At 59.1% G+C, this 19,024-nt stretch carries 23 protein-coding genes and 1 tRNA gene; 13 read left to right on the top strand and 11 right to left on the bottom strand.

All coding sequences use genetic code 11. The features are described 5' to 3' along the window. Positions 1–1,702 precede the first annotated feature (1,702 nt). Positions 1,703–2,194 carry a FadR/GntR family transcriptional regulator gene (locus IC761_RS18965; RefSeq protein ID WP_195798174.1) on the top strand — a complete coding sequence of 164 codons (492 nt, stop codon included), beginning with the start codon at positions 1,703–1,705 and terminating at the stop codon, positions 2,192–2,194. Between the two features lie 812 nt (positions 2,195–3,006). Here IC761_RS18965 and IC761_RS18960 read toward each other — a convergent pair. After that, the gene (locus IC761_RS18960; protein WP_195798173.1) at positions 3,007–3,807 is read right to left on the bottom strand and encodes a helix-turn-helix transcriptional regulator; all 801 of its coding nucleotides are present in this window, start codon (positions 3,805–3,807) and stop codon (positions 3,007–3,009) included. A 115-nt stretch (positions 3,808–3,922) separates the two neighbouring features. On the opposite strand from IC761_RS18960, the gene IC761_RS18955 reads away from it, so the two are divergent. Next, positions 3,923–4,165, top strand: coding sequence for a helix-turn-helix domain-containing protein (locus IC761_RS18955; protein ID WP_195798172.1), 243 nt, complete (start codon positions 3,923–3,925; stop codon positions 4,163–4,165). 124 nt (positions 4,166–4,289) lie between these two features. Here the strand turns inward: IC761_RS18955 and IC761_RS18950 are convergent, their stop codons facing one another. Then, positions 4,290–4,553 (bottom strand): hypothetical protein, encoded by a 264-nt coding sequence (locus tag IC761_RS18950; RefSeq protein WP_195798171.1) that lies wholly within the window; start codon positions 4,551–4,553, stop codon positions 4,290–4,292. A 179-nt stretch (positions 4,554–4,732) separates the two neighbouring features. Between IC761_RS18950 and IC761_RS18945 the strand changes: the two genes are divergently transcribed. The 3 genes from IC761_RS18945 to IC761_RS18935 all read left to right on the top strand — a co-directional run bounded on the left by IC761_RS18945 (position 4,733) and on the right by IC761_RS18935 (position 6,654). Next, positions 4,733–4,897, top strand: coding sequence for a hypothetical protein (locus IC761_RS18945; RefSeq protein ID WP_195798170.1), 165 nt, complete (start codon positions 4,733–4,735; stop codon positions 4,895–4,897). A 256-nt stretch (positions 4,898–5,153) separates the two neighbouring features. Further along, the gene (locus IC761_RS18940; protein WP_195798169.1) at positions 5,154–5,309 is read left to right on the top strand and encodes a hypothetical protein; all 156 of its coding nucleotides are present in this window, start codon (positions 5,154–5,156) and stop codon (positions 5,307–5,309) included. 250 nt (positions 5,310–5,559) lie between these two features. Then, complete coding sequence (locus IC761_RS18935; RefSeq protein ID WP_195798168.1) at positions 5,560–6,654, top strand: tyrosine-type recombinase/integrase; 1,095 nt, start codon at positions 5,560–5,562, stop codon at positions 6,652–6,654. Positions 6,655–6,663: 9 nt separating this feature from the next. Here the strand turns inward: IC761_RS18935 and IC761_RS18930 are convergent. After that, a tRNA-Glu gene (locus tag IC761_RS18930) sits at positions 6,664–6,738 on the bottom strand. 224 nt (positions 6,739–6,962) lie between these two features. On the opposite strand from IC761_RS18930, the gene IC761_RS18925 reads away from it, so the two are divergent. From IC761_RS18925 to IC761_RS18915, 3 genes are read left to right on the top strand one after another with little or no spacing between them, the layout of a single operon-like run. Next, complete coding sequence (locus IC761_RS18925) at positions 6,963–7,217, top strand: PilZ domain-containing protein (RefSeq protein WP_195798167.1); 255 nt, start codon at positions 6,963–6,965, stop codon at positions 7,215–7,217. 56 nt (positions 7,218–7,273) lie between these two features. After that, the gene (locus IC761_RS18920; protein WP_195804701.1) at positions 7,274–7,519 is read left to right on the top strand and encodes a hypothetical protein; all 246 of its coding nucleotides are present in this window, start codon (positions 7,274–7,276) and stop codon (positions 7,517–7,519) included. 6 nt (positions 7,520–7,525) lie between these two features. Continuing rightward, positions 7,526–7,693: a hypothetical protein gene (locus IC761_RS18915; protein WP_195798166.1), complete on the top strand. Its 168-nt coding sequence runs from the start codon at positions 7,526–7,528 to the stop codon at positions 7,691–7,693. Positions 7,694–7,825: 132 nt separating this feature from the next. On the opposite strand, the gene IC761_RS18910 is transcribed toward IC761_RS18915, so the two are convergent. Next, positions 7,826–8,464, bottom strand: a complete 639-nt coding sequence (locus tag IC761_RS18910) for a glutathione S-transferase family protein (RefSeq protein ID WP_195798165.1) — start codon at positions 8,462–8,464, stop codon at positions 7,826–7,828. 382 nt (positions 8,465–8,846) lie between these two features. Beyond that, a complete protein-coding gene (locus tag IC761_RS18905) occupies positions 8,847–9,299 on the bottom strand; it encodes a VOC family protein (RefSeq protein WP_195798164.1) in 453 nt (150 codons plus the stop codon). 272 nt (positions 9,300–9,571) lie between these two features. Between IC761_RS18905 and IC761_RS18900 the strand changes: the two genes are divergently transcribed. Beyond that, complete coding sequence (locus tag IC761_RS18900) at positions 9,572–9,877, top strand: hypothetical protein (protein ID WP_195798163.1); 306 nt, start codon at positions 9,572–9,574, stop codon at positions 9,875–9,877. A gap of 716 nt (positions 9,878–10,593) precedes the next feature. Here IC761_RS18900 and IC761_RS18895 read toward each other — a convergent pair. Then, entirely contained in the window at positions 10,594–10,884 is a 291-nt protein-coding gene (locus IC761_RS18895) for a hypothetical protein (RefSeq protein ID WP_195798162.1), read from the bottom strand. Positions 10,885–11,012: 128 nt separating this feature from the next. Here IC761_RS18895 and IC761_RS18890 point away from each other — a divergent pair, with 128 nt between their 5' ends. Beyond that, positions 11,013–11,291, top strand: a complete 279-nt coding sequence (locus IC761_RS18890) for a hypothetical protein (RefSeq protein WP_195798161.1) — start codon at positions 11,013–11,015, stop codon at positions 11,289–11,291. 310 nt (positions 11,292–11,601) lie between these two features. Here IC761_RS18890 and IC761_RS18885 read toward each other — a convergent pair whose 3' ends face one another. The 3 genes from IC761_RS18885 to IC761_RS18875 all read right to left on the bottom strand — a co-directional run bounded on the left by IC761_RS18885 (position 11,602) and on the right by IC761_RS18875 (position 14,833). Beyond that, entirely contained in the window at positions 11,602–12,384 is a 783-nt protein-coding gene (locus IC761_RS18885; protein WP_195798160.1) for a hypothetical protein, read from the bottom strand. Between the two features lie 416 nt (positions 12,385–12,800). After that, the gene (locus tag IC761_RS18880; RefSeq protein ID WP_195798159.1) at positions 12,801–13,772 is read right to left on the bottom strand and encodes an MBL fold metallo-hydrolase; all 972 of its coding nucleotides are present in this window, start codon (positions 13,770–13,772) and stop codon (positions 12,801–12,803) included. Between the two features lie 209 nt (positions 13,773–13,981). Continuing rightward, entirely contained in the window at positions 13,982–14,833 is an 852-nt protein-coding gene (locus tag IC761_RS18875; RefSeq protein ID WP_195798158.1) for a hypothetical protein, read from the bottom strand. A gap of 222 nt (positions 14,834–15,055) precedes the next feature. Here IC761_RS18875 and IC761_RS18870 point away from each other — a divergent pair, with 222 nt between their 5' ends. Then, positions 15,056–15,505, top strand: coding sequence for a styrene oxide isomerase (locus IC761_RS18870; RefSeq protein WP_246791270.1), 450 nt, complete (start codon positions 15,056–15,058; stop codon positions 15,503–15,505). Positions 15,506–15,533: 28 nt separating this feature from the next. On the opposite strand, the gene IC761_RS18865 is transcribed toward IC761_RS18870, so the two are convergent. Further along, a complete protein-coding gene (locus IC761_RS18865; RefSeq protein WP_195798157.1) occupies positions 15,534–16,523 on the bottom strand; it encodes an MBL fold metallo-hydrolase in 990 nt (329 codons plus the stop codon). A 168-nt stretch (positions 16,524–16,691) separates the two neighbouring features. Between IC761_RS18865 and IC761_RS18860 the strand changes: the two genes are divergently transcribed. Further along, complete coding sequence (locus tag IC761_RS18860) at positions 16,692–17,678, top strand: ABC transporter substrate-binding protein (RefSeq protein ID WP_195798156.1); 987 nt, start codon at positions 16,692–16,694, stop codon at positions 17,676–17,678. A gap of 51 nt (positions 17,679–17,729) precedes the next feature. Here IC761_RS18860 and IC761_RS18855 read toward each other — a convergent pair whose 3' ends face one another. Next, positions 17,730–18,032, bottom strand: a complete 303-nt coding sequence (locus tag IC761_RS18855) for a hypothetical protein (RefSeq protein ID WP_195798155.1) — start codon at positions 18,030–18,032, stop codon at positions 17,730–17,732. A 248-nt stretch (positions 18,033–18,280) separates the two neighbouring features. Between IC761_RS18855 and IC761_RS18850 the strand changes: the two genes are divergently transcribed. After that, on the top strand, positions 18,281–18,709 hold the full coding sequence (locus tag IC761_RS18850; protein ID WP_195798154.1) for a nuclear transport factor 2 family protein: 429 nt from the start codon (positions 18,281–18,283) through the stop codon (positions 18,707–18,709). Positions 18,710–19,024: the final 315 nt, after the last annotated feature.

The raw sequence follows: 19,024 nt of genomic DNA, 5'->3' as shown, positions 1-19,024 counted from the left end.
CAGTGAACGCCGAGCAAACTCCGAAAAAACCGATGTGCAGGCTGACCCGACAGGGATATCGGGGACTCTGCGATCGTGGGGTAGGGCGTAGAGTGCGGGCGAGCTTGCTCCCATCGACGACCGAACGCCATTGTTGGCAAGATCTCGTTGGACCTTGGTTGCTGGAGCTAGATCAAACTTGCCCATGATGGATTACAGCGAGAGTTCAAGTTTTTCAAATGGTTCGGGGGCGCCGTGTGCACCAGGAGATCAAGAAAAATCTATCGACCCCAAATCTGAGCAGTCGATCTGAGGAATGCCATTCGCGAATCGCACGCTTCTTGAAACAAAGGCGTGTAGTTGTCACTCGACGATCACCGACCTTTACGGATTCCGGCTCTAATCGCATGGACGGAGCCCAGACGGCTCGGACGTCCCGAACCAGTCCCGGCCTCGACCGCGCTGGCGACACAATCCGGCACGGCCATGCCGCGGGCGCGTCCGAGCGTGGGAGCGTCTTCTAAGGCGCCAAACGAAATCGTCTCGATTGGTGGCGTGCAAAGCATTGCGCTTAAAGGGGACATCAGACACAATTTGGACGTTCGCTACGCATTCTTTCCAAGCAATCTTCCCGACTGAGCCTGTTACGCGCGATAGCGTGAGGTCAACAACCCTCTTCCCAAGGCCCTCCTGCGTGTTGCAACAGCCTTTCAACGAGCTCGACACCCTTCCTAAGGCGGTCGACGCGTAATCTCCAGCGGGCCCTAAAAACATTTCAAATGCGACAAGCGCTCATGCTTGACGCTTACAAATGTTGGCTTATATCTCCAACACGTCGATTTTGTTTTTTCAAAAACGCTTCGCTTTTGTGGGGCCCCTTTCGACAAACGCACAGCGCTACTAGTCAAGTATTGTGATGACACCTGAAACTCCTTCAGCCTGTCTAAGAGATTCCCTAGAGTGTTTTCGAACTTGTCCAGCGGACTCAGCCTTTCTTCGCGGCTACGAGTATGCGCATAGGCTTTGGTTGGAGATGATCGAAGAGGCCCGTTGCGAGAACGTACTGATTGAAGGTCGCATCGCTGAAATTCGAAGACTTTATAGTCCCGCTTTCTTTAGCGGCTTCGAGTCAGGCATCGAGGATGTCTACGAATATCTCTAACCCGCTTAGATCAGTTCTTTCATTGCTTAGGGGTGCGAGTTTCTCCGGCTTGCAGCCATTCCTTTTGTGTAGAAAACAGTACGCGGTAAGCGCGACTCGACGAGAGTTAGAGGCCTTGCCAAGAGGGGGAAGGGCTTTGCCAAAGGGGCGAAGAGATCGCCTGTTTCATCTAGCGTTCCTGACGTCGCATCGAGAGCGACCAAGGAGAAAATTATGATTAACAGGGGTGCGCGCGCTCCTGCGCGCGATGTCGGTTCTACAAAATCTCAAGGCACAAGCAGATATTCTAGAAGTGCAGAGGGGGCTTACGCCATTTATTTTCCATTGGCTGAGGCGTCTCAGACCGCATAATCAGAGTGCATCGCTCAGCTGGTTGATCGTGAGCATCTGCGTATCGATCGTCGCGGCCGAAACCAGTCATCGATCTACGAAGGATTTCTGCTGAACAGTCTGATGTCGCCGGCGGATCGGGACGGGATGGCAGGTCTTTGGGGTAAATCCGGGAAAGAACCCTGCAGGCATTCCACATTCCACGGATGGGCCTTAAGATGGGTTGGGCCAATGCGGGGATTGCTGACGTCTGACGCGAATATGAGTTTGAGGCCGGCGCGGTCGATCCGCGCCATCGAAGACATCGCTGACCAAATCCGAGAACAGCTTCGGTCCGGCCATCTGCGTCCGGGTCAACGGCTGCCGCCGGAGCGAGAACTGGCTAAGCAGTTGGGGGTCGGGCGCAACACCGTGCGGGAAGCGATGACGATGCTTGAAGTCGCGGGTCTGGTCGAGCGACGACTCGGCAGCGCGGGCGGGGCATTCATTACGAACTCCAACAGCAAAGCAGTCGCTGAGCGCATTTCGGACGGCATGATGCTGGGACGGATTTCGTTGAAGGCAAACGACTTGCCTCTGTCGGAAGCCAAATGGAGGCCACTCGCGAGCCGAGCGGCGAAGGCTACTATGTGCGGTTGGTGTTTAGCCACGGCGTTCGAAAGAGTTTCCTTCAACGCCCGCTTGACAAGTTCAAGGGTGCCTGATGACTCGGCACCGCTATAGCAGACGCTACCACGGCCGACATGTGGACATCGGTCACGAACGAGCGCGTCAGCACATCGAGGACGCGAGACGGCTAAGCGCCGAGCTAGGCGGAACCGATAAAGACGTGAAGGAGTACTTCTTCTCGTTACCGCCGCACTCTCTGAGGCTCATCCTTGATGCCTACGAGCGCTGAGATGGAGCGCAGGCACGCGCGTATGCGGAAAGGACGTTTGACCGGCGGCGCAGCGGAGCCGTTCAGATGAGCGGTACAGTCGCGGAACGACTATTTCGTCTTCTGCCGCCAAGAATGCCTCTGCAGGAGAAGTATCGCCTTATAGAAAATCTATGGACCCATGTCGGCCCCAAATCTCGCAAAGCTCTACGGGTTGGTTTAGATGCGGACGTTGAGCAGATTGTAGAGTAGTGCGCAATCACATGGACGATGTGGTGATCCGCTAGCCTAGGCGCTCCGGATCAGTGGGACCGGGCCATGCAACATCGGCGTCTATCCCTTTGTTGCGCCCCCAAACGGTACCATCTGTATAGGGTTGGTATGACCAAATGTCTTGCAGTGGCACACCGTCGCGTTCGCCCAAGTAGCGAACCATGATCGGCCATTCATTATCCGAGTTAATCTCGCGCGAGTGCTGGTTCTCCGAATCCCGAGACCTGCGTGCCGGAGTTCGCGCTGTTCGATGGTGCCGTATGGGTATTGGCCGCGGTCAAGGCCGTTCCGGGGTCGAGCGGCGGATGCATGCGTTGCTTTGTTTGCTGCAGCCTGCGGATGGGAAGCTTCGGTGGTTTCGAGTCAATGGCTGAAGAGGACGCGTTTATTCTCCGACGACCTTGCTGAGCTCTTCGTGCGTAGGCAACTCCACGAGGCCATTTTCGATGGCAACGATCTTGGCAACCCACGCAATTCGGACGTCATTGATCGGATCCTGGTAGCGCGAGTTTAAGTGATAAAGATTTGACCGGGCAGCTGGCGTGATGTGACGCCACCAAGTCGTTCCGTCCTCAAGGCACGCAATGAATTTCTCGTCCGACCCCTGGCGTTCTAGAACGTCCTTGGTCATCGGTTCGGATGACTCGGGACGATACACGAGGAGCCAGCCCCGCATCTTGCCCTGCTGGATGTCCAGCGCCACCGAGTCGTCTGGCAAGTGTGAGCTGCCGGCGAGGCGTCGGCTGGATAGATCGCTGTCTTTGATCTCATCGTTGGCGGCGACGTATCCCACGACGCTCAGCGACTTCGCCGCCCAAGTGTAGGCGTCCGGAGCGGTGGAGAAGCCGATAGCCTCCTTAGGCAGGCTGAGCGCCCGGCCGATCTCTGTAGCGCGCTCTGCGTCAAGCCAGGTGTCGCGCTCCTCGATGCGGCGGATAGTTTCACGTGTGACTCCGACCAGTTTGCCAAGGTCTTGAAGGGATAAACCGGCCCGACGACGAAAGAACCGGATCAGGTTTGGGGGTGGGGCGCTATTAAGGCGGCTCCGCTCGATGCGCCGTGCTGGCCTTCCAGCCCGCAGCCGCGCTCTGGATGGGATTGGGCTGTCGTGGGAGCGGGTTTCTAAGATCGCCTTGACGGGGTCGGTCTCCGGCGGATCGACCGCGATACACTCTGTGCTGGGCATTCCTGCTTTCCTCGATAGTGACGAGCAATTGTAGACGATAGTCATCATTAATCAATCAAAAAATGGGACTTATAGTCCGTAGACCAAAAGTCATCACGCCGGCTTGCTTCCGCGGATGGAGGACGAGACTGGCATTATCGACGTCGTGGCAGCAGCCGTGCGGAAAGCCCGCAAGGGCTTAGGGCTTTCCCAGGAGGACCTGGCCTTGGAGGCGGGGGTTGACAGAACCTATGTCAGCCAGGTCGAGCGCGGTACGCGCAATTGCACAATAGTGATCGTGGCTCGCTTGGCTCGTGCGTTGAAGACAAGCCCCGATCAACTGCTCGTCCCCCAACGGAAGGGCCGCAGCTCATTCTGAATTGTCCGGTGTCTGGCAAGGCTCGCGGAGGCGGGCTTGCTATGCGCTCGCAGGTTGGCCGTTGAGTCGACTAGCCGCAAGTGCCATTGACGGCGAAGTTGCGAAGCTTCTATCGAATAAGCTTTTAGGACTTAGAGCTCGTCCGCTTCGCGAGCGACGGCGGTGGCTTATTGTTCAGCGCTCGCATCATACCAATTCGGGCAAGCATCGTGGGGCCATCGCGCTCAACCACAAGGAGTAGGGCTTCCATTGCGGTGCGCCAGTCTGGTCGATCGTGGGTCTTTTTCGGCAGGTCCACGATGTACTCGCCGGCGTCGCGCAGCGTCACCAGCTTGCGTCCGTCGACCTCAATTGGGTCCTCGAAAGGCTGCCCCCAGCCGTTGGTCATCTTGTGTTTCGATACCCCATCGCTGCGATCTGCGGCTTGCCCCCACTCGAAGTCTGGCCTAACATCGGCGCCGCGGTACCCGCACCAAGACCTACATCGCAAGCTAGACCACCTCTATGCCGCAGGCGGCGACGCCGCCGTGAGCTCGCCCGCGTTATCGCGCGGCCAGCAGCGAAGCGATGGCGCTCGAACCCCGCATCATCGTCACGCGCGCGGCCACCAAGACCGAGGCCGCCGCCAAGAAGCGGCTCATCAAGACCTTGGACGACGGCGCTGTCGACCTGCGCCGGCTCATCGCTGCCATCCTCGAATTGGACGATGAGGTCGTTTCCGCAACCGCTTAGACCGACTACTGTCCTTCAGGGCCCGCCGCAAGGCGGGCCTTTTTGCGTATTGAAATGGCTCTCTCACTGCATCGTGAGCGACTTATTTTGGCGCGATGCAAAGAGGTCACACCCTTGGCAAGGGGTGAACAAATTCATCAACAAAATCAAAGGTCAGGCGCTCTTTCGGCGCCCCCCTTGGCAAGGGTGCATTTGCATTCCGGCGCAAATCGAAGCACCAATTGGTCCATCGAAAATCTGTTTCATGGATTGACGCTTGAACCGCTCCGGCGCAGCCAAAACGACCCTCGCTATTCCAGCTGACGTCCGTGAAGCGCTGGAGCGGTGGGCGCAACAGAATCTTACGTCGATGACCGCAGAGATCGCGCGCGCTGTGCGCGAGCGCGCGCAGCGCGAGAAGGCGGCTGATTAGTGCCCAAGCAGGCGGCCCTTCCACCGACGTTGCCTCCGCGCCTGATTGGGCGTGAAGCGGCGGCAGCCTACTTCAACCTTTCGCCCAACACTTTTGATTTGCACATGGCGAACGGCATAATCCCAAAGCCGCGGATCGTGCCCGGCAGCCGGCGTCGCATGTGGGACGTCCGAGAGCTTGACTCTGCGATTGATGCGTTGCCCCATGACGGCGAGGACCTTGTCGAAGCAGATGAAGGCTGGACGTAGAAATGCCGCGCAAATGGCCGCCGCACGTCGACCGCAATCACGTCAAGGGCCGCACCTACCTGAGTTTTCGGATCGGGAAAGGCCCGCGGGTCAAGTTGCCGGATGACCCGACCTCGCAGGAGTTTCGCGATGCATACGCGGCTGCCATGGCAGGAGGAGCAGGACCAAAGCCTGCGGTGAAGAAGGATGCGGCTGGCACGATCGGTGCGTTGATCGCAGCCTATAAGTCGAGCGGCCAGTACGGCGGTCTAAGCGAGACGAGCAAGAGCGGCTACGCGTCACGACTCGAGCAGATTAGAGTCGATCACGGCCATCGTGCTGTAGCCGGTCTCAACAAGGACCGCATCACCAGCTTCATCCTTGATCCGCTGACGGACCGTCCAGGCGCCGCGCTCGATACCTTGAAGAAGCTCCGCATCCTGATCCAGTTCGCAATCAGCAAGGAATGGCTGAAGCACGACCCATCCCAAGGCATCAAGCGGCCGAAGGGCAACGAGGTTCGGTCTTGGACCGACGCCGAGCTGGCGGCATTCGAGAGGCGATGGCCGATCGGCACTAAGCAGCGCACAGCGTACGCGCTCATGCTGAACATGGGCACGGCTCGCGTCGACACGCACGTGCTCACGTGGCCCCAGGTCGACGACGGCGCCTGCTACAGGCGCCATAAGACCGGCGTGCAGGTCGACATGGCGATCAGCGAGGACCTTCAGAGAGCGCTCACAGCGACGCCGCGAAAGCACGTATGTGTGCTGATCACCGAATGGGGGAAGCCCTTCACCGTCGACGGCTTCTCCGGTTGGATGCGCGACGCCATCACCGCTGCCGGCATCTCCGATCTGACTTGCCGGCCGCACGGGCTTCGGAAGACTCTGGGCCGGCTCCTGGCTGACGCAGGATGTAGTGCCCATGACATTATGGCTGCGCTCGGTCACACGACACTGGCGGAGGCCGAGCGATATACCCGTGAGGCTGATCGCCGGCGAGGCGGTAAGCGGGCTGTCGCGAGCCTCGATGCACATAGAGCGAACAAATCTCCCCAAACCACAGCAAACAGTTTGGGGAAAATCGTGAAAACTGAAGGAAAAACAAGGCCATGAGGATGCGGGTGGCGCTCCCTAGCGGAATCGAACCGCTCTCTCCACCGTGAAAGGGTGGCGTCCTAACCGATAGACGAAGGGAGCAAACGCAAGGCCCCGCCGCTTTTCGCGGCACGGCCGCCAGCTGCCCGAACAGTGCCCGGCGGCCGACGCGGGCGAACGTATAGTGGCCTTTGAGCCGGCGGGCAAGGGTTCGGGAACGGACTTTTGGCCCCGGTGGATAGCTGGCCCCGGGATCATTCGGAGGGCGATTTCAACCGTTTCTTAGGGTTCCCTGAGGTAGCGCTGGAGCGGGAGATTTTAAGCCAATGCCACAGCCCAAGAAGCGCGCAGCCCGCAAGCTGCTGTCGCGGCATGCCTGGATCACGCTCGAGGGCGGGTTCGCGGCACGGCATTGCCTGGTCCAGGACATTTCGAGCTCGGGCGCCAGGATCACGATGGACGAGGACGCGAGCCAGCTGCCGGGCGTGATCCGGATGGCCTTCGCCCGCGATGCCCGGACCGGACGGAGCTGCCAGGTGGTCTGGCGCCGTGGCAAGTCGGCCGGCATCCGGTTCCTCTGACACCTCTCCACGCGGCCCGGATGGCGCCTGGCGCGGGTCCGGGCTACAAGGCGGGCATGCGCGCCCTCGTGCTCATCCTGATCGCTCTCGCAGCCGCGTCCGCTGGCCACGGCGAGACCTTGCGCCTGCCGCCTGCCGAGCCGCCACAGGCCGGCAAGACGCTGCCGCTGAAGGGCACGACCGGGTCGGCCAAGGCAGGCTCCTGCGCCGCCTATGGACGCGGCTTCACCATGGTGGAGGCGACCGGGACCTGCGTGAAGATCGGCGGCGCGATCAGCGTCGACGCCGCGGTCCGGCGCTAGCCGCCGATGCCGCCGGACCTGCTGCGGCTCGATCTCCTCGTTCCCGCTCTGATGTATTGCGCGCTGCTGTGGTGGGTCGGCCGCGGGCTGAGCTGGACGGCGCGGCTTGCGACCGCTGTCGTCACGCTGGTGCTGATCATCTGCGTGGTCGCGGTCGAGCGCGGCTGGCGCTAAGGCGCCTCCACAACAAAAAAGTCGAAAACAACCCCATGCACAGTAGCCGTCAAGGGCTGGCGCGATGCGTGAGGTTTGCGCCGGCACAACGATTCATCGCGATCTCACCGCACGTTAAGCCGCGCCAGCGGCTCACGACATCGGCGGTGCGACGAATTGGGCAAATCCCGGCCGCTTGCCGAGCTCGGCGAGCCAGCGCGTCAGGTTTGGCTGCGCCGGCCGGCTGATGCCTTCGACGCCGAGCCAGCGCCGCGCATAGGCGCCGATCGCGATGTCGGCGAGCGTGAACGCGTCGCCCTCCATGAAGCGGCGCGACGCCAAAAGACGATCCGCGATCGCCCAGACCTCGGCGGCGGCATCGGCATCCTGCTGGATCTTGACCATGTCGCGCTCGGCGGCCGGCGTGCGCACGAGGCCCCAGAACACCGGGCGGTCGACCGGCTGCACCATCGACAGCGTCCAGTCGAGCCAGCGGTCGACGCCGGCGCGGGCCTTCGGCGCCTCCGGATAGATCGGCGTGCCGCGCCCATGCGCCATGCAGAGATAGCGCATGATGGAGTTGGATTCCCACAAGCTGAAGTCGCCCTCGACCAGCGTGGGGACGCGCGCATTGGGGTTCATCGCGAGATAGTCGGCCTCGCGGGTCTTGCCGAACGCCATGCCGGCGTCGATGCGCTCATAGGGCAGCGCGAGCTCGGCGAGGCACCACAGCACCTTCTGCACATTGACCGAGTTGGCGCGGCCCCAGATTGTGAGCTTGTGGTCCGGCATGAAACTCCTCCCGCGGCGTTTTTTAGGTCGTAGCCCGGATGGAGCGAAGCGCAATCCGGGGTGCTTCGGCGACAGATCCCGGTTTTCGCTTCGCTCCATCCGGGCTACGAGTCTGCCCCGCGCGGGTGATAGCGGAATCTCGCGCGAACCGCGACGGCGATTGCCGCGAGCCCCTCATGCAAAAAGCTCCGCCCCGGGGGCGAAGCTTTCATTGCAACACAGACCGGATGATCAATGGCCGAAGAACAGCCACAACAGAATGATCACCGGGATCGGCACGCCCAATAGCCACAACAAAATTCCGCGTCCCATCGCGTCCTCCTTCAATCATGTCGTTGAGGAGAGAACGCGAGGGCGTGCGGCTTGTTCCTGCGGGAAAACGCTACCAGTGGCCGGTGTTTGGCATCGACGACCACGGTTCGGCCGGCGCCTTCGGCTCGCCCTTCTGGAGCAGCTCGATCGAGTGCAGATCGGGCGAGCGGACGAACGCCATGTTGCCGTCGCGCGGCGGCCGGTTGATGGTGACGCCCGCCTTCATCAGCTTCTCGCAAGTCGCGTAGATGTCGTCGACCTCATAGGCGAGATGGCCGAAGAAGCGGTCCTCGCCATATTTCTCCTCGTCCCAATTGTAGGTGAGCTCGACCAGCGGCGCGCCGCGCGTCTTGGGCTGGTCGCTCAGCGCGTCGAGGTCGTCCGACGCGCACAGGAACACCAGCGTGAACCGCCCCTTGTCGTTCTCGATCCGCCGCACCTCCTTCAGCCCCAGCGCATCCTGGTAAAACGTCAGCGCGACATCGAGATTGCGCACGCGCAGCATGGTGTGGAGGTATCGCATGGTTGTTGCTCCCTGGGATGGAGCTGAGGGCGATGCGTCCTTGAAATTTAGATATGGATAATACCGCAGCGCCCGCGGTGCGGCAGCCAATGAATGTCGCTTTCGGTCGCTGAATCCTAACGGAGGTGGGCCCAACTAATCGATATGTTTCACGTCTGGAGACTCTGACGCTCTCGCTTCGGAAGCAGAGTCCGTTCCTAGTTGAAAGGCTTGCAATTATCAGCCCTTCCGTGTGCTATGGCAAGGCGTTGGACCCATCGTGGGGCTCCCTCATGACCGTTATCGATGACGATAAATTTCTGTCCCAGGAAGTTCGCAAGAAGGTCAGAAAAACTTGGCAGCACAGATACGTGGTAGCGAACAAGATCGCCTCTCATCTGGTGGGGGCGATTATTATCATTCTGGGTATGGAAATACTGGAGCTATTGCTCAAATTCCTGAAGATAGGAGATGCGTTCGAAGGACTACCGTTTGCATTCCCATTCCGATGGATCATGAATGCTTCTGATGTAGCTATCCTTATCGGCTTTCTTGGTCGAGGAGTTTACGAGGCATGGAAGGCGGAGGGAGAGGAGTGATATTCCTTCGTGAGTTACCCAAAGCGATCCGATTTAATGCCCTGCTGGCGGTTAGCGGAGCTTGCGTTTTTATTGTCGGCTACGAAGCTACAATGCTTGCTCGATCGTACGGCGCTTTTTCATTGATTGTAGGGTGCGCTCTGATCGGCTCTCTGACGCATGCACTTGTGATCATCTGCCGAATCTGGAAGCCAAATGGGCTCGGCTACGGTTCGGAAGCGATGATAATGACACTTGCATACATGGCTCCGCTGCCGCGGTTCTACTGGGGGCGTCGGTTCGCTGAAGTTTATCTTAGAATTGCGCCCGGTTGGACGGTCTGTACATTCCTGGTCTTGTTAGGTTTCTATCGAGGAGACATCGGATCGCTTCCGGTTCTCGTCTTCGGCATAGGGACGCTTCTGACAGTCATCGTTGCGATGATTGTTAGTTATTCGAGTTTTCGTCGTCGCAGGCGTGAGTTGGCCGCGCTAAGTAGGCTCGTGGAGACGTTTCGAGAGACATCGCCAAAAGACCTTTAGAATTACAGTGACAGTGCACTTAACTGGACTGCACCCCTGAAGTGAGACACGATAATTGCAGTGACAGTGGGCGGTCCGGGCTTGCGGGCGCGGAGCCGGCGGGTCGGTCCTGCCGAACGAATTGAGTGCACCGTCACCGCAATTCTGTCGATCGGGTCGATCTAGCGCTGGCGTGGCGTGTCTGAAACGCCTAAACTACCGTAGGTGCTTGGAGTGCGAGAAGTGCTCAACGATCATGACTTTTGGCCCGTCACCTGCTGCGAATGCGGTCACGTTCACCACGCCGAGATCGGCATCCTGCAAGTAACCCATTTTGTCACGTGCCCGCGATGCGATCGGGACTTGGAGTTTTTCGCGGAGGCCTTTCATAGCCAACTCCAAGCATCGAGAGTTGCCGTCAAGCACGTCACTCGTGAAGCATTCAAGCCCGGCTGGAGCCATCTTTATCAAAGAGAAATCCCGCTCGACTCTGAGCAAGTTGAGCATGCTTACGCGGTCGTGGCCCAAGCTCAACAGACGGCCAAGGCCCTTGGAGCTAGCAGTATTTTGACACGGAAAATACCAGGAGGTTCTCGCCGGATGCCGCCAATTTCTGTTGATCGTTAGAATTGACCTTGGCGGCCTTACGCCGCCGCTGGGCTGTCCTCGACGATCACGACTTCGCACCGGGGGAAGGCATGACAAAACACGGTCCGATAATTGAAGAATTGGAGCGCGAACTCGCCAACGTCACGACGCTCTCGATGGCGCTCAACCTTCGTCAAGTCCGCGTCGCGCAACACGCGCCGGGTGCTGCGCCGGTTGATGTCACAGATCAACATGAGGCCAGCCTGAGAAAGGCGTCGAACGCCCTATTTAAGGCGGTTACCGCCCTAAAGAACGCGGACGCCTGAACGCGCCCCACAGTGACTGGCAGCTCGCAACTGGGCTGCTAAGTCCGCGTATTTAAGAATGGCTTGATCCAGATTGGCAGCCCAATCCTCCGGGCAGCGCCATCTAAACGCGATAAGGCGAGCGACGCCTTTCTCAATCTCAATGACGTATTTGTCCATCCGAGATTTCCTTATTGCCTGCACGCCCAATTTAGCACACGGCAACGGCATCACAACTGGAGTTACGGTGACAGTGCCGGACTGCCTCCTAAAGTGACGCACGGTAATTTCGGTGACAGTTGAGTGCACTGGCACCGCAATTCGTATTACCCTAAACGAGATGCCTCATTTTCTCGACGTTGACTCGCGTTTGTCCGTCCAACTCCCGACATCGCACGCAGTACAGAAGCGAAAACGAACCAACAACGATGGCAAAGAACATTCGCAGTACGGCTTCCCATCTTTCGTTAGTTGAAAGAGTGTCCCAAGTTTGCACGAAGGTAAGAGACCCCTTGTAGGGGAAGAACAATGTGTAACAGTCGCTAAGAACGTTCAGCAATGGTATCCAAGCAGGCATAAAAAATAGGATGCTTAAAGCTACGGTTGCGCCGGCTCGTTGCTTATTCAGAGTTACGTCGTCGAAATATCTCGTGGTGAAAACAAAATAGTGGGCTACGCCATGGTAGAGGTATCCTCTACACTCCTTGTCGCTCTCAGCTTTTTCAGCCTCTTTGGTAATTACGTCAATGACGTGATTCTCTCTACGAACGCAGTAGTACTGCCAGATGGCGATCACCAACAATGCGCTGGACCCAATCACGCTTAGGTCATCCACGGACACTTTTACGCCAAGTAGCGGAACGCTCAATGTCCAGAGATCTTCATACAAAACCTTTTGAAGATGGGTTAGGTGAGGTGGCTGAGGCGACATAGTCACAGCTCGATCAATTGCGTTCCTTAGCCATGGGAAGGTTGAGTTGAACAAGCCGGCTAAAATTAGAATGCCGGCGACATTCGAGGTAAGAAATACGTAGCGGGCTCGACTAATTGCATGTGAGGCGGCTTGCAATAGTGAGGCTAACTTCTCTTTCCTCCAGTCTGTCGCGGAAGCCATGGGTTCAAACCTTTCGAAATCGAAATTGTATTATGTAATGTCATAAACCTAAGCGGTAGTCCGCAGGTGGTCAAGACAGGGCTTCGGCCGCTCATTCATATTTGTCAGGAGGGAGGCTCTAGCGGAATTGCGGTGACAGGGAATTACTTTGACAGTGCGCTCTATTGATGCAGCTCGATGGGTGGCGCGAGCCTCACCTGCGCGACGATGATTGAACGGCGACAGCTGGAGGCGAAACCCATGGCCGATGACAAGCGCAGAATTACGTTGACAGCGCACTCAACTGGACTGCACCCCTGAAGTGAGACACGATAATTGTGGTGACAGTTGAGTGCACTGTCACCGTAATTCGAGCGGTGCGCCAGCTACCTGCAACAGTCGTCGTCCCATAGCCACGGCTAATGTCGCGGAGGATGTTACCCCTTTGCCGCGAACACGTAGCCGTTGCCATCCTTGGCCAGCGTGCCGACGTTCGGCATCAACCAATGTGTACCCGAAATGGTGAGCCTGTCGGCGACCGCGCGATCGAAGATCTTCCGTCGCGTTTCCACCGCCATTTGCGGATCCTGGTCGATCGCGAGCTGCCACTCGGGATGCGTTGCAATGTGGGGCGCAAGATTGACCACGTCAGCGCTGATCAGGAACTGCTCGCCGCCGGAGGCGACCAGATGCGCGACCATTCCCGGGCTATGACCGGGCACCTCAATGGCGTGCACGCCCGGCAGGAGTTCGGGTTCTCCCTCAAAGGTCCTGACGTTTTTCCAAGTCGCCACCGTCGCCTGAATGCGCCGGGCAAGGCCCTTGCGTGACGGCCCGAGATCGAGCGACTCGACCCCCGGGCGCGTCCACCATTTCAATTCCGCAGCGGGCACCACGATGTCGGCATCCGGGAAGACCTGCGCATCGCTCTCATTGTTCATGAGCCCATAAATATGGTCGCCATGAAGATGGGAAATGAGGATCGTCTTGACGGCCTTGGGGTCGAGACCCGCCGCTGCCATGCTCTCGAACAGCCGGCCGTTTCCCTCGCCATAAATCGGATGACCGCCCGTACCGGAGTCGATCAGGACCACTTGATCGCGCAGCTTGAGCGCCATGACGATAAACCGCAGGGGCGCCTGATTGTCGGGAAAACCGGCGCCACACAACGCGGTCTTGACCTGTTCGACGCTGACATTCCTGACCATACCGTCCCGCAGCGGAACGTCACGCATGCCATCAATCAGAGAGAAGACCTCAATGTCGCCGACCTTGTATTTGCGGAATGGCTGCGCGACGGACTGCTGATCGTAAGCCGCGTCGACGAACGTGATCGGCTTGTCCAGTCCAAACGCGGCGCAAGCATCGGCTGCGCCAAGTGTCAGGTCGCGACGCGAGACATCGAACATCGTTCGGCACTCCCCGCTGAATAATCCAGCATATCAACGAGAACGGGCTCTGCGCAAGGTCGGCTTCCGTGCGCAGCCTTCCTCTGCGGCAAGATCTAGGAGAATTACGGTGACAGTGCACTCAACTGGACTGCACCCCTGAAGTGAGACACGATAATTACGGTGACAGTTGAGTGCACTGTCACCGTAATTGTAATTCTAGTGCATTGTCATGTAATCGGGGGCATGGGCGACGCGATCTCTTGGGCTCTCGCGCCAGACTCAATCGCGTTTGTCGCTTCCTTCTTGCGGCCGAAAACCTTCCTATTTCGAAAGCGTCCATAGCGTTGGATCAGAACGCGCACCAACTTGCCAACGGCTTCCGGAGTCAGGACGCCGCGCCTGAAGCCATCCTGAATGTTCACCAGCCCACGCACGATGATGTAGACGCCGGCCAGGAAACCAATAACGGCCTGCCAGATCTCACTCGGTGTCAGCCTGTCCGCGTTGCCCGATATTGGGGCCATCACGACTGTGAACACTGAAAAGCAAATCGACGCCAGACCGAAGCTTAGCTCGACGACGCCATAGCCAATTTGTCCGAATGAACGGGCCAGATATGACAGATACGAACAAATCGAAGCGATGATGACTAGCGCAATGACGACGGGAATTCCCAGTCGGTAGTGATCAATGAAGTCGCGGACGACCGGGCCGCAGTAAGCAATCAGGAATCCGACCAGTCCAACTACACCCATCGCGAAGGTTGCCATGTAAGGCACGCTGAAGACGAGCATTCCAGCGAATATGGACCAATGTATTTCTCGGCGCTTCTGTTCGAGGTAGGAGATCAAAAAGCCGAATGGCGCGATGACGAGCATAGTTGCAAAGAAATAGATGATGTTCGCCGAGACGAAATGCTGATCGATGAAATCGGAAATGCGCGCGCTGCCAGTGAAGCGGCCAACGTACTCGACCATGAATGTATTGCCGAAGTACAGAATGGCGAACGAAGCGGGAATCACCATCACCCCGAATGCGAGCTGGCTATAGCTGAGACTGTCTGGGCGCTTGTCGTTCATTGCTGCATCCCTTGAATGCGACGCATGGCGAATACAACTAGACGAATTATGACCGATCCTCCAGTCTTTAGAATGGGCACCAGGGGAGGGGATGATCCGCAGCGCGGCGTCGTGGCTCTCAACGCCACCCGAATGCATCTGCTTGCTGCAATGCGTGACGAAGAATAACGATGACACTGTTGGACCGTCATCGTAGCGCCACCCACTCGGCGACGATTGAACGTGCAGCTGGAGGCGAAACTCATGGCGGATGACAAACGCAGCCTCCTCTGGCACGGCACGGCCTTATTCCTGATCGGATTGCTCACCGGTCTGGCCGAGCAGCATTTCACCAATGTGAGGATGGGGTTGGCCGCCCATCTGGAGGGCGTGATGAACGGCACGTTTGTGCTTGCCGTCGGCGCCATCTGGAACGAGGTCTGGCTGTCGCCACGAACCAAGGCGGTGGCCTATTGGACGCTGCTCGTTGGAACGTACGGCAATTGGATCGTCACAACCTTGGCCGCCGTGCTTGGGACAGCCGCGCTCTCGCCGATCACGGCGGTGGGGCACGAAGCGGAGCCCTGGAAGGAGGCGGTGATCACCGCCGGATTCGCATTCATCGGCTTGGCCATCATCGCAGCCGTCGTCTTGCTGATGTTCGGGTTGCGGAGCACCGCAAAGCCGCAGTGAGGCGACAACTCCTGCGCGACAGAACCGCCTAGATGCTGGTGCTCCACGGCACCAAGATCTCGCGATAGCCGTTCGCGGTCCGCTCGACATGGGCGAGGGCCGGGAAGGGGTAATGAAAGCCCTGAACCAGCATCTTCTCCGCCACCAGCATGTCGTAGATCTTGCGACGGGTGGCTTCGGCCATGACCGGGTCTTGATCGATCGCGGCGTGCCAGGTGGGGTTTTCGACAAACAGCACCGGGATATGGGCGACGTCGCCCTGGACGAACACGCTTCTGTTGCCCGAGGACAGGACGAACGAGGTGTGGCCGACGGAGTGCCCCGGCGTTGCGACGGCGGTGAGCCCCGGCACGACGTCTTTGCCGGCCCCGAATGGCGTCACCTTGCCGCCGAGCGCTGCGATGATCCGTCTTGTGTTCTTGAACAGCCCTTCGATCCGCCCCTTCGGCGCGCGGCTCATCTCGCCGTCGTCCATCCAGAACACGAGCTCGGCAGCCGGCACGAAAATCTCGGCGTTCGGAAACGCCGGCTCGTTGTCCGCGGTCAGCAGGCCGTCGACATGGTCGACGTGGAAATGCGATATGACGACGGCGTCGATATCCCTGCGATCGAGGCCCGCAGCCGTCAGGTTGGACGCGAACTGGCCGGCGCTGCCCTTGGTGCGCTCGACCGCGGCATCACCGAGACCGGTGTCGATCAGGATCAGCTTCGCGCCCGTGTTGACGACGATCGGCGTGAACGGGACGGTCAAACCCTCCGTGCTGCGAAACGCCGCCGTGAGAGCGGCCTTGACCTGATCGGTCGAGGCATTGGTCACGAAGCCTTCGACCGGAAACCTGACCGCGCCATCCGAAATGACGCTGACCTCGAAATCCCCCAACTGGTAGCGATAGAAGCCCGGAGCCTGCTTTCCGGCGAGTGGGGCGGCCGCCCGGGTCGGCCCGGCAGATGGCAAAATGGTTGCAGCAGCCAGTGCCGCGCCACCAGCCAACATGTCACGGCGGGATGCGACGGTCATGATATCTCCGGCATTTGCGAGGGCTGGGCGAACTGGCAATAGTGTAGATCAGCCCATTGGACTTGCAACGGTTCGACGGCGAGCCTTCACCTTGCGCTGGGCCTTGGCTCGACTCTATCTCCGGTTCGATCAGGGTGCTAGCTTGCGGCAACGGGGAGCTGAGTTGAAATGAACCGGCGAGAATTCGTCACGATTGTCGGCAGCGCGGCTCTTGCGCTGCCGGGCCGCGGACATGCGCAAGTCCATGCGAAGGTTCCCAAAGTCGGCATGCTCTGGCACGCAGGAAGCGCTGAAGAGGAGGGCGCTTACTTCTCGTCTCTCACCGAAGGCTTCAAGAGCCTGGGTTACGTCGAGGGACGGACCATCCTGTTCGAGCACCGATATGCCCATGAGCAATACGACAGGTTTCCGGCGTTGGCGCAGGAGCTTGTCGATCTGAAGGTCGATGTTGTCATGGCATCCATCCTTCCGGCGGCGCGTGCGGCCGAGCTTGCGACCAAGACGATCCCGATCGTCTTTGTGATCGTAGCCGATCCGGTCGGCAGCGGGCTTGCCGAGAGCCTGGCCCATCCGGGCGGCAACCTGACAGGCATGTCGAATGTCACGGAGGATCTCACCGCCAAACGGGTTCAGATTTTCAGGGATGCCGTGCCCGAGCTGAAGCGGATGGGTCTGATCGTGCATCCCGGCGGGCAAAGTCCGCAACGGGTGTTCGACGAATATCGCGCCGCCGCAAAGGGCCTCGGGATCGAGACCGTCGTGCTCGAAGCGCGAACGCCGGCCGATCTTGATGCTGCCATGGAGAGGGCAGGCACCCAGCGCCTCGACGCCGTCGCGACAGCCCCGGACTCGATGATCTTCAATTCACGATCCCGGCTCGCCGACCTGGCGCTGAGATATCGCCTGCCGTACATGGGCGCCAATCTCGACGCCGCGACAGCGGGGGCGCTGCTTGCCTACGGACCGAACCACGCAGATATTTTCCGCCGTTCGGCGGCGGTGGTGGACAAGATCCTGAAAGGAGAAAAGCCGGGCGATATTCCCGTCCAGCTACCTGTCACGTTCAATTTGCGGCTCAACCTTCAGACCGCAAAAAAGCTCGGGCTCAGTATCCCGCCTCTTCTCCTTGCCCGTGCCGACGAACTGATCGAATAACGGCGTGGCTGCGCCACTGGCCTATTCGCGTCGTTCGCTCCGTACGCCGAGCTAGGCGGCTATCCGTTGCTCGGCGGGGGCGGTGAGATATTTGAGCACTTCGGCATGCTCGAGGTCCGGAACCGCGATCGCGGTGTGGCTGTAGATCGCATGCGTCCGCGATGTCGCAATCTTGTCCAGGATCGCTTTGCCCTTGATGACGTGGAGGCCCATGCCGTCGCCGGACGGGAAGATCGCCAGCACCACGTCGTAAGCCGCGATCACCGCTCTGAGCGCCTCGGCCTTGTCTTCGGCAACATCGACGAAAACGCGAACATCGGCTGCGAGTTCACGCAGCTCGTCAAAATCCAGCACTTTTGGGGTACTCCAACGCAACGATACTGATGATGAGAGTGGCGGCGTTGGGTTACTGAAGTCTGAACAATGCAGGGCCAGCCACAAGTTTAAAGATGAGGTGCCGCCTTCATCGGCTAGGATGAGGTCGGCTCTAGCCTGCCGGCGGCCGGATGTGCTTTGATGGAGTTGCGTTGAAATTTTTGAGCTGAAGATACTTTGGTGGAACGGCGTCCGCGAGATGCGCCGGTTATTGGGGGAGAAATCCGATGCGGAAGCTTATTGCAGTTCTCGTTATTCTCATGGCCTTGGCCTCGCCCGAGATCGCGAAGGCCGGACCGAGCGAAGACGCGGCCGCGGTCCGCGCGCAGTGGGAGCAGGTTTACAATTCCGGCGACGCCGACAAGTTCGTCGCTCTCTATACCAAGGATGCAGCGCTGTTCGGTTCGACGGCCCAGCTGTTCACCGGTTCGGACGGCGTGCGCACTTACTTCAGCAAGCTGCCGCCGGGCATCCAGGTCAAGATGGGCGATCAGCAGGCCATCGCGGTCGGCTCGAACGTTCTGCTCAGCTCCGGCTTCGCGAGCTTTACGCTGAAGGATGGCACGGTCATCCCGTATCGGTTGACGCTTGCTTTGGTGAAGGTCGACGGTCACTGGCTGATCGCTCAGCATCACGGCTCGCCGGCCCCGAAATGAGTTAGCGTTTCGTTTGTTGTTCGTGCCTGATCTCCGCGCAAACGCTGTTCGCGTTTGTCGCGCGGGGAAGCGGCTCGCGCACTTTGCGCTCACGCGGCCCTTCGGATCCGATCATGCATCGGCAGAACTCTCTGGGGATATTGCTGAATTCGATTTGCCGTAGCACGGCAGGCACTTGCGACGAAAAGATACGGAACTGACCGCGAACTGCGGCTTGCCTTTTTGACCTTAATAGGCTCTAAGCCCGGTCGCTTCATGGCCGTAAGCATGAACCAGGCGCGCTGCGTAGTTTTACCGCTTCTCAGGGCAGAGCTG

Origin of the sequence: Bradyrhizobium commune, from assembly GCF_015624505.1 — a bacterium.
Lineage (GTDB): Bacteria > Pseudomonadota > Alphaproteobacteria > Rhizobiales > Xanthobacteraceae > Bradyrhizobium > Bradyrhizobium commune.
The sequence above is the reverse complement of the archived record's forward strand: the minus strand, read 5'-3'. Positions and strand labels throughout refer to the sequence as shown.

What these genes read in the sequence shown, in the direction of transcription:
- IC761_RS18905 (WP_195798164.1), bottom strand. Translation starts at nt 9,299, where the DNA reads ATGCGATACCTCCACACCATGCTGCGCGTGCGCAATCTCGATGTCGCG.
- IC761_RS18875 (WP_195798158.1), bottom strand. Translation starts at nt 14,833, where the DNA reads ATGAACGACAAGCGCCCAGACAGTCTCAGCTATAGCCAGCTCGCATTC.
- IC761_RS18965 (WP_195798174.1), top strand. Translation starts at nt 1,703, where the DNA reads ATGCGGGGATTGCTGACGTCTGACGCGAATATGAGTTTGAGGCCGGCG.
- IC761_RS18945 (WP_195798170.1), top strand. Translation starts at nt 4,733, where the DNA reads ATGGCGCTCGAACCCCGCATCATCGTCACGCGCGCGGCCACCAAGACC.
- IC761_RS18885 (WP_195798160.1), bottom strand. Translation starts at nt 12,384, where the DNA reads ATGGCTTCCGCGACAGACTGGAGGAAAGAGAAGTTAGCCTCACTATTG.
- IC761_RS18960 (WP_195798173.1), bottom strand. Translation starts at nt 3,807, where the DNA reads ATGCCCAGCACAGAGTGTATCGCGGTCGATCCGCCGGAGACCGACCCC.
- IC761_RS18860 (WP_195798156.1), top strand. Translation starts at nt 16,692, where the DNA reads ATGAACCGGCGAGAATTCGTCACGATTGTCGGCAGCGCGGCTCTTGCG.
- IC761_RS18915 (WP_195798166.1), top strand. Translation starts at nt 7,526, where the DNA reads ATGCCGCCGGACCTGCTGCGGCTCGATCTCCTCGTTCCCGCTCTGATG.
- IC761_RS18865 (WP_195798157.1), bottom strand. Translation starts at nt 16,523, where the DNA reads ATGACCGTCGCATCCCGCCGTGACATGTTGGCTGGTGGCGCGGCACTG.
- IC761_RS18950 (WP_195798171.1), bottom strand. Translation starts at nt 4,553, where the DNA reads ATGACCAACGGCTGGGGGCAGCCTTTCGAGGACCCAATTGAGGTCGAC.
- IC761_RS18935 (WP_195798168.1), top strand. Translation starts at nt 5,560, where the DNA reads ATGCCGCGCAAATGGCCGCCGCACGTCGACCGCAATCACGTCAAGGGC.
- IC761_RS18925 (WP_195798167.1), top strand. Translation starts at nt 6,963, where the DNA reads ATGCCACAGCCCAAGAAGCGCGCAGCCCGCAAGCTGCTGTCGCGGCAT.
- IC761_RS18920 (WP_195804701.1), top strand. Translation starts at nt 7,274, where the DNA reads ATGCGCGCCCTCGTGCTCATCCTGATCGCTCTCGCAGCCGCGTCCGCT.
- IC761_RS18955 (WP_195798172.1), top strand. Translation starts at nt 3,923, where the DNA reads ATGGAGGACGAGACTGGCATTATCGACGTCGTGGCAGCAGCCGTGCGG.
- IC761_RS18900 (WP_195798163.1), top strand. Translation starts at nt 9,572, where the DNA reads ATGACCGTTATCGATGACGATAAATTTCTGTCCCAGGAAGTTCGCAAG.
- IC761_RS18895 (WP_195798162.1), bottom strand. Translation starts at nt 10,884, where the DNA reads ATGCTCAACTTGCTCAGAGTCGAGCGGGATTTCTCTTTGATAAAGATG.
- IC761_RS18910 (WP_195798165.1), bottom strand. Translation starts at nt 8,464, where the DNA reads ATGCCGGACCACAAGCTCACAATCTGGGGCCGCGCCAACTCGGTCAAT.
- IC761_RS18880 (WP_195798159.1), bottom strand. Translation starts at nt 13,772, where the DNA reads ATGTTCGATGTCTCGCGTCGCGACCTGACACTTGGCGCAGCCGATGCT.
- IC761_RS18850 (WP_195798154.1), top strand. Translation starts at nt 18,281, where the DNA reads ATGCGGAAGCTTATTGCAGTTCTCGTTATTCTCATGGCCTTGGCCTCG.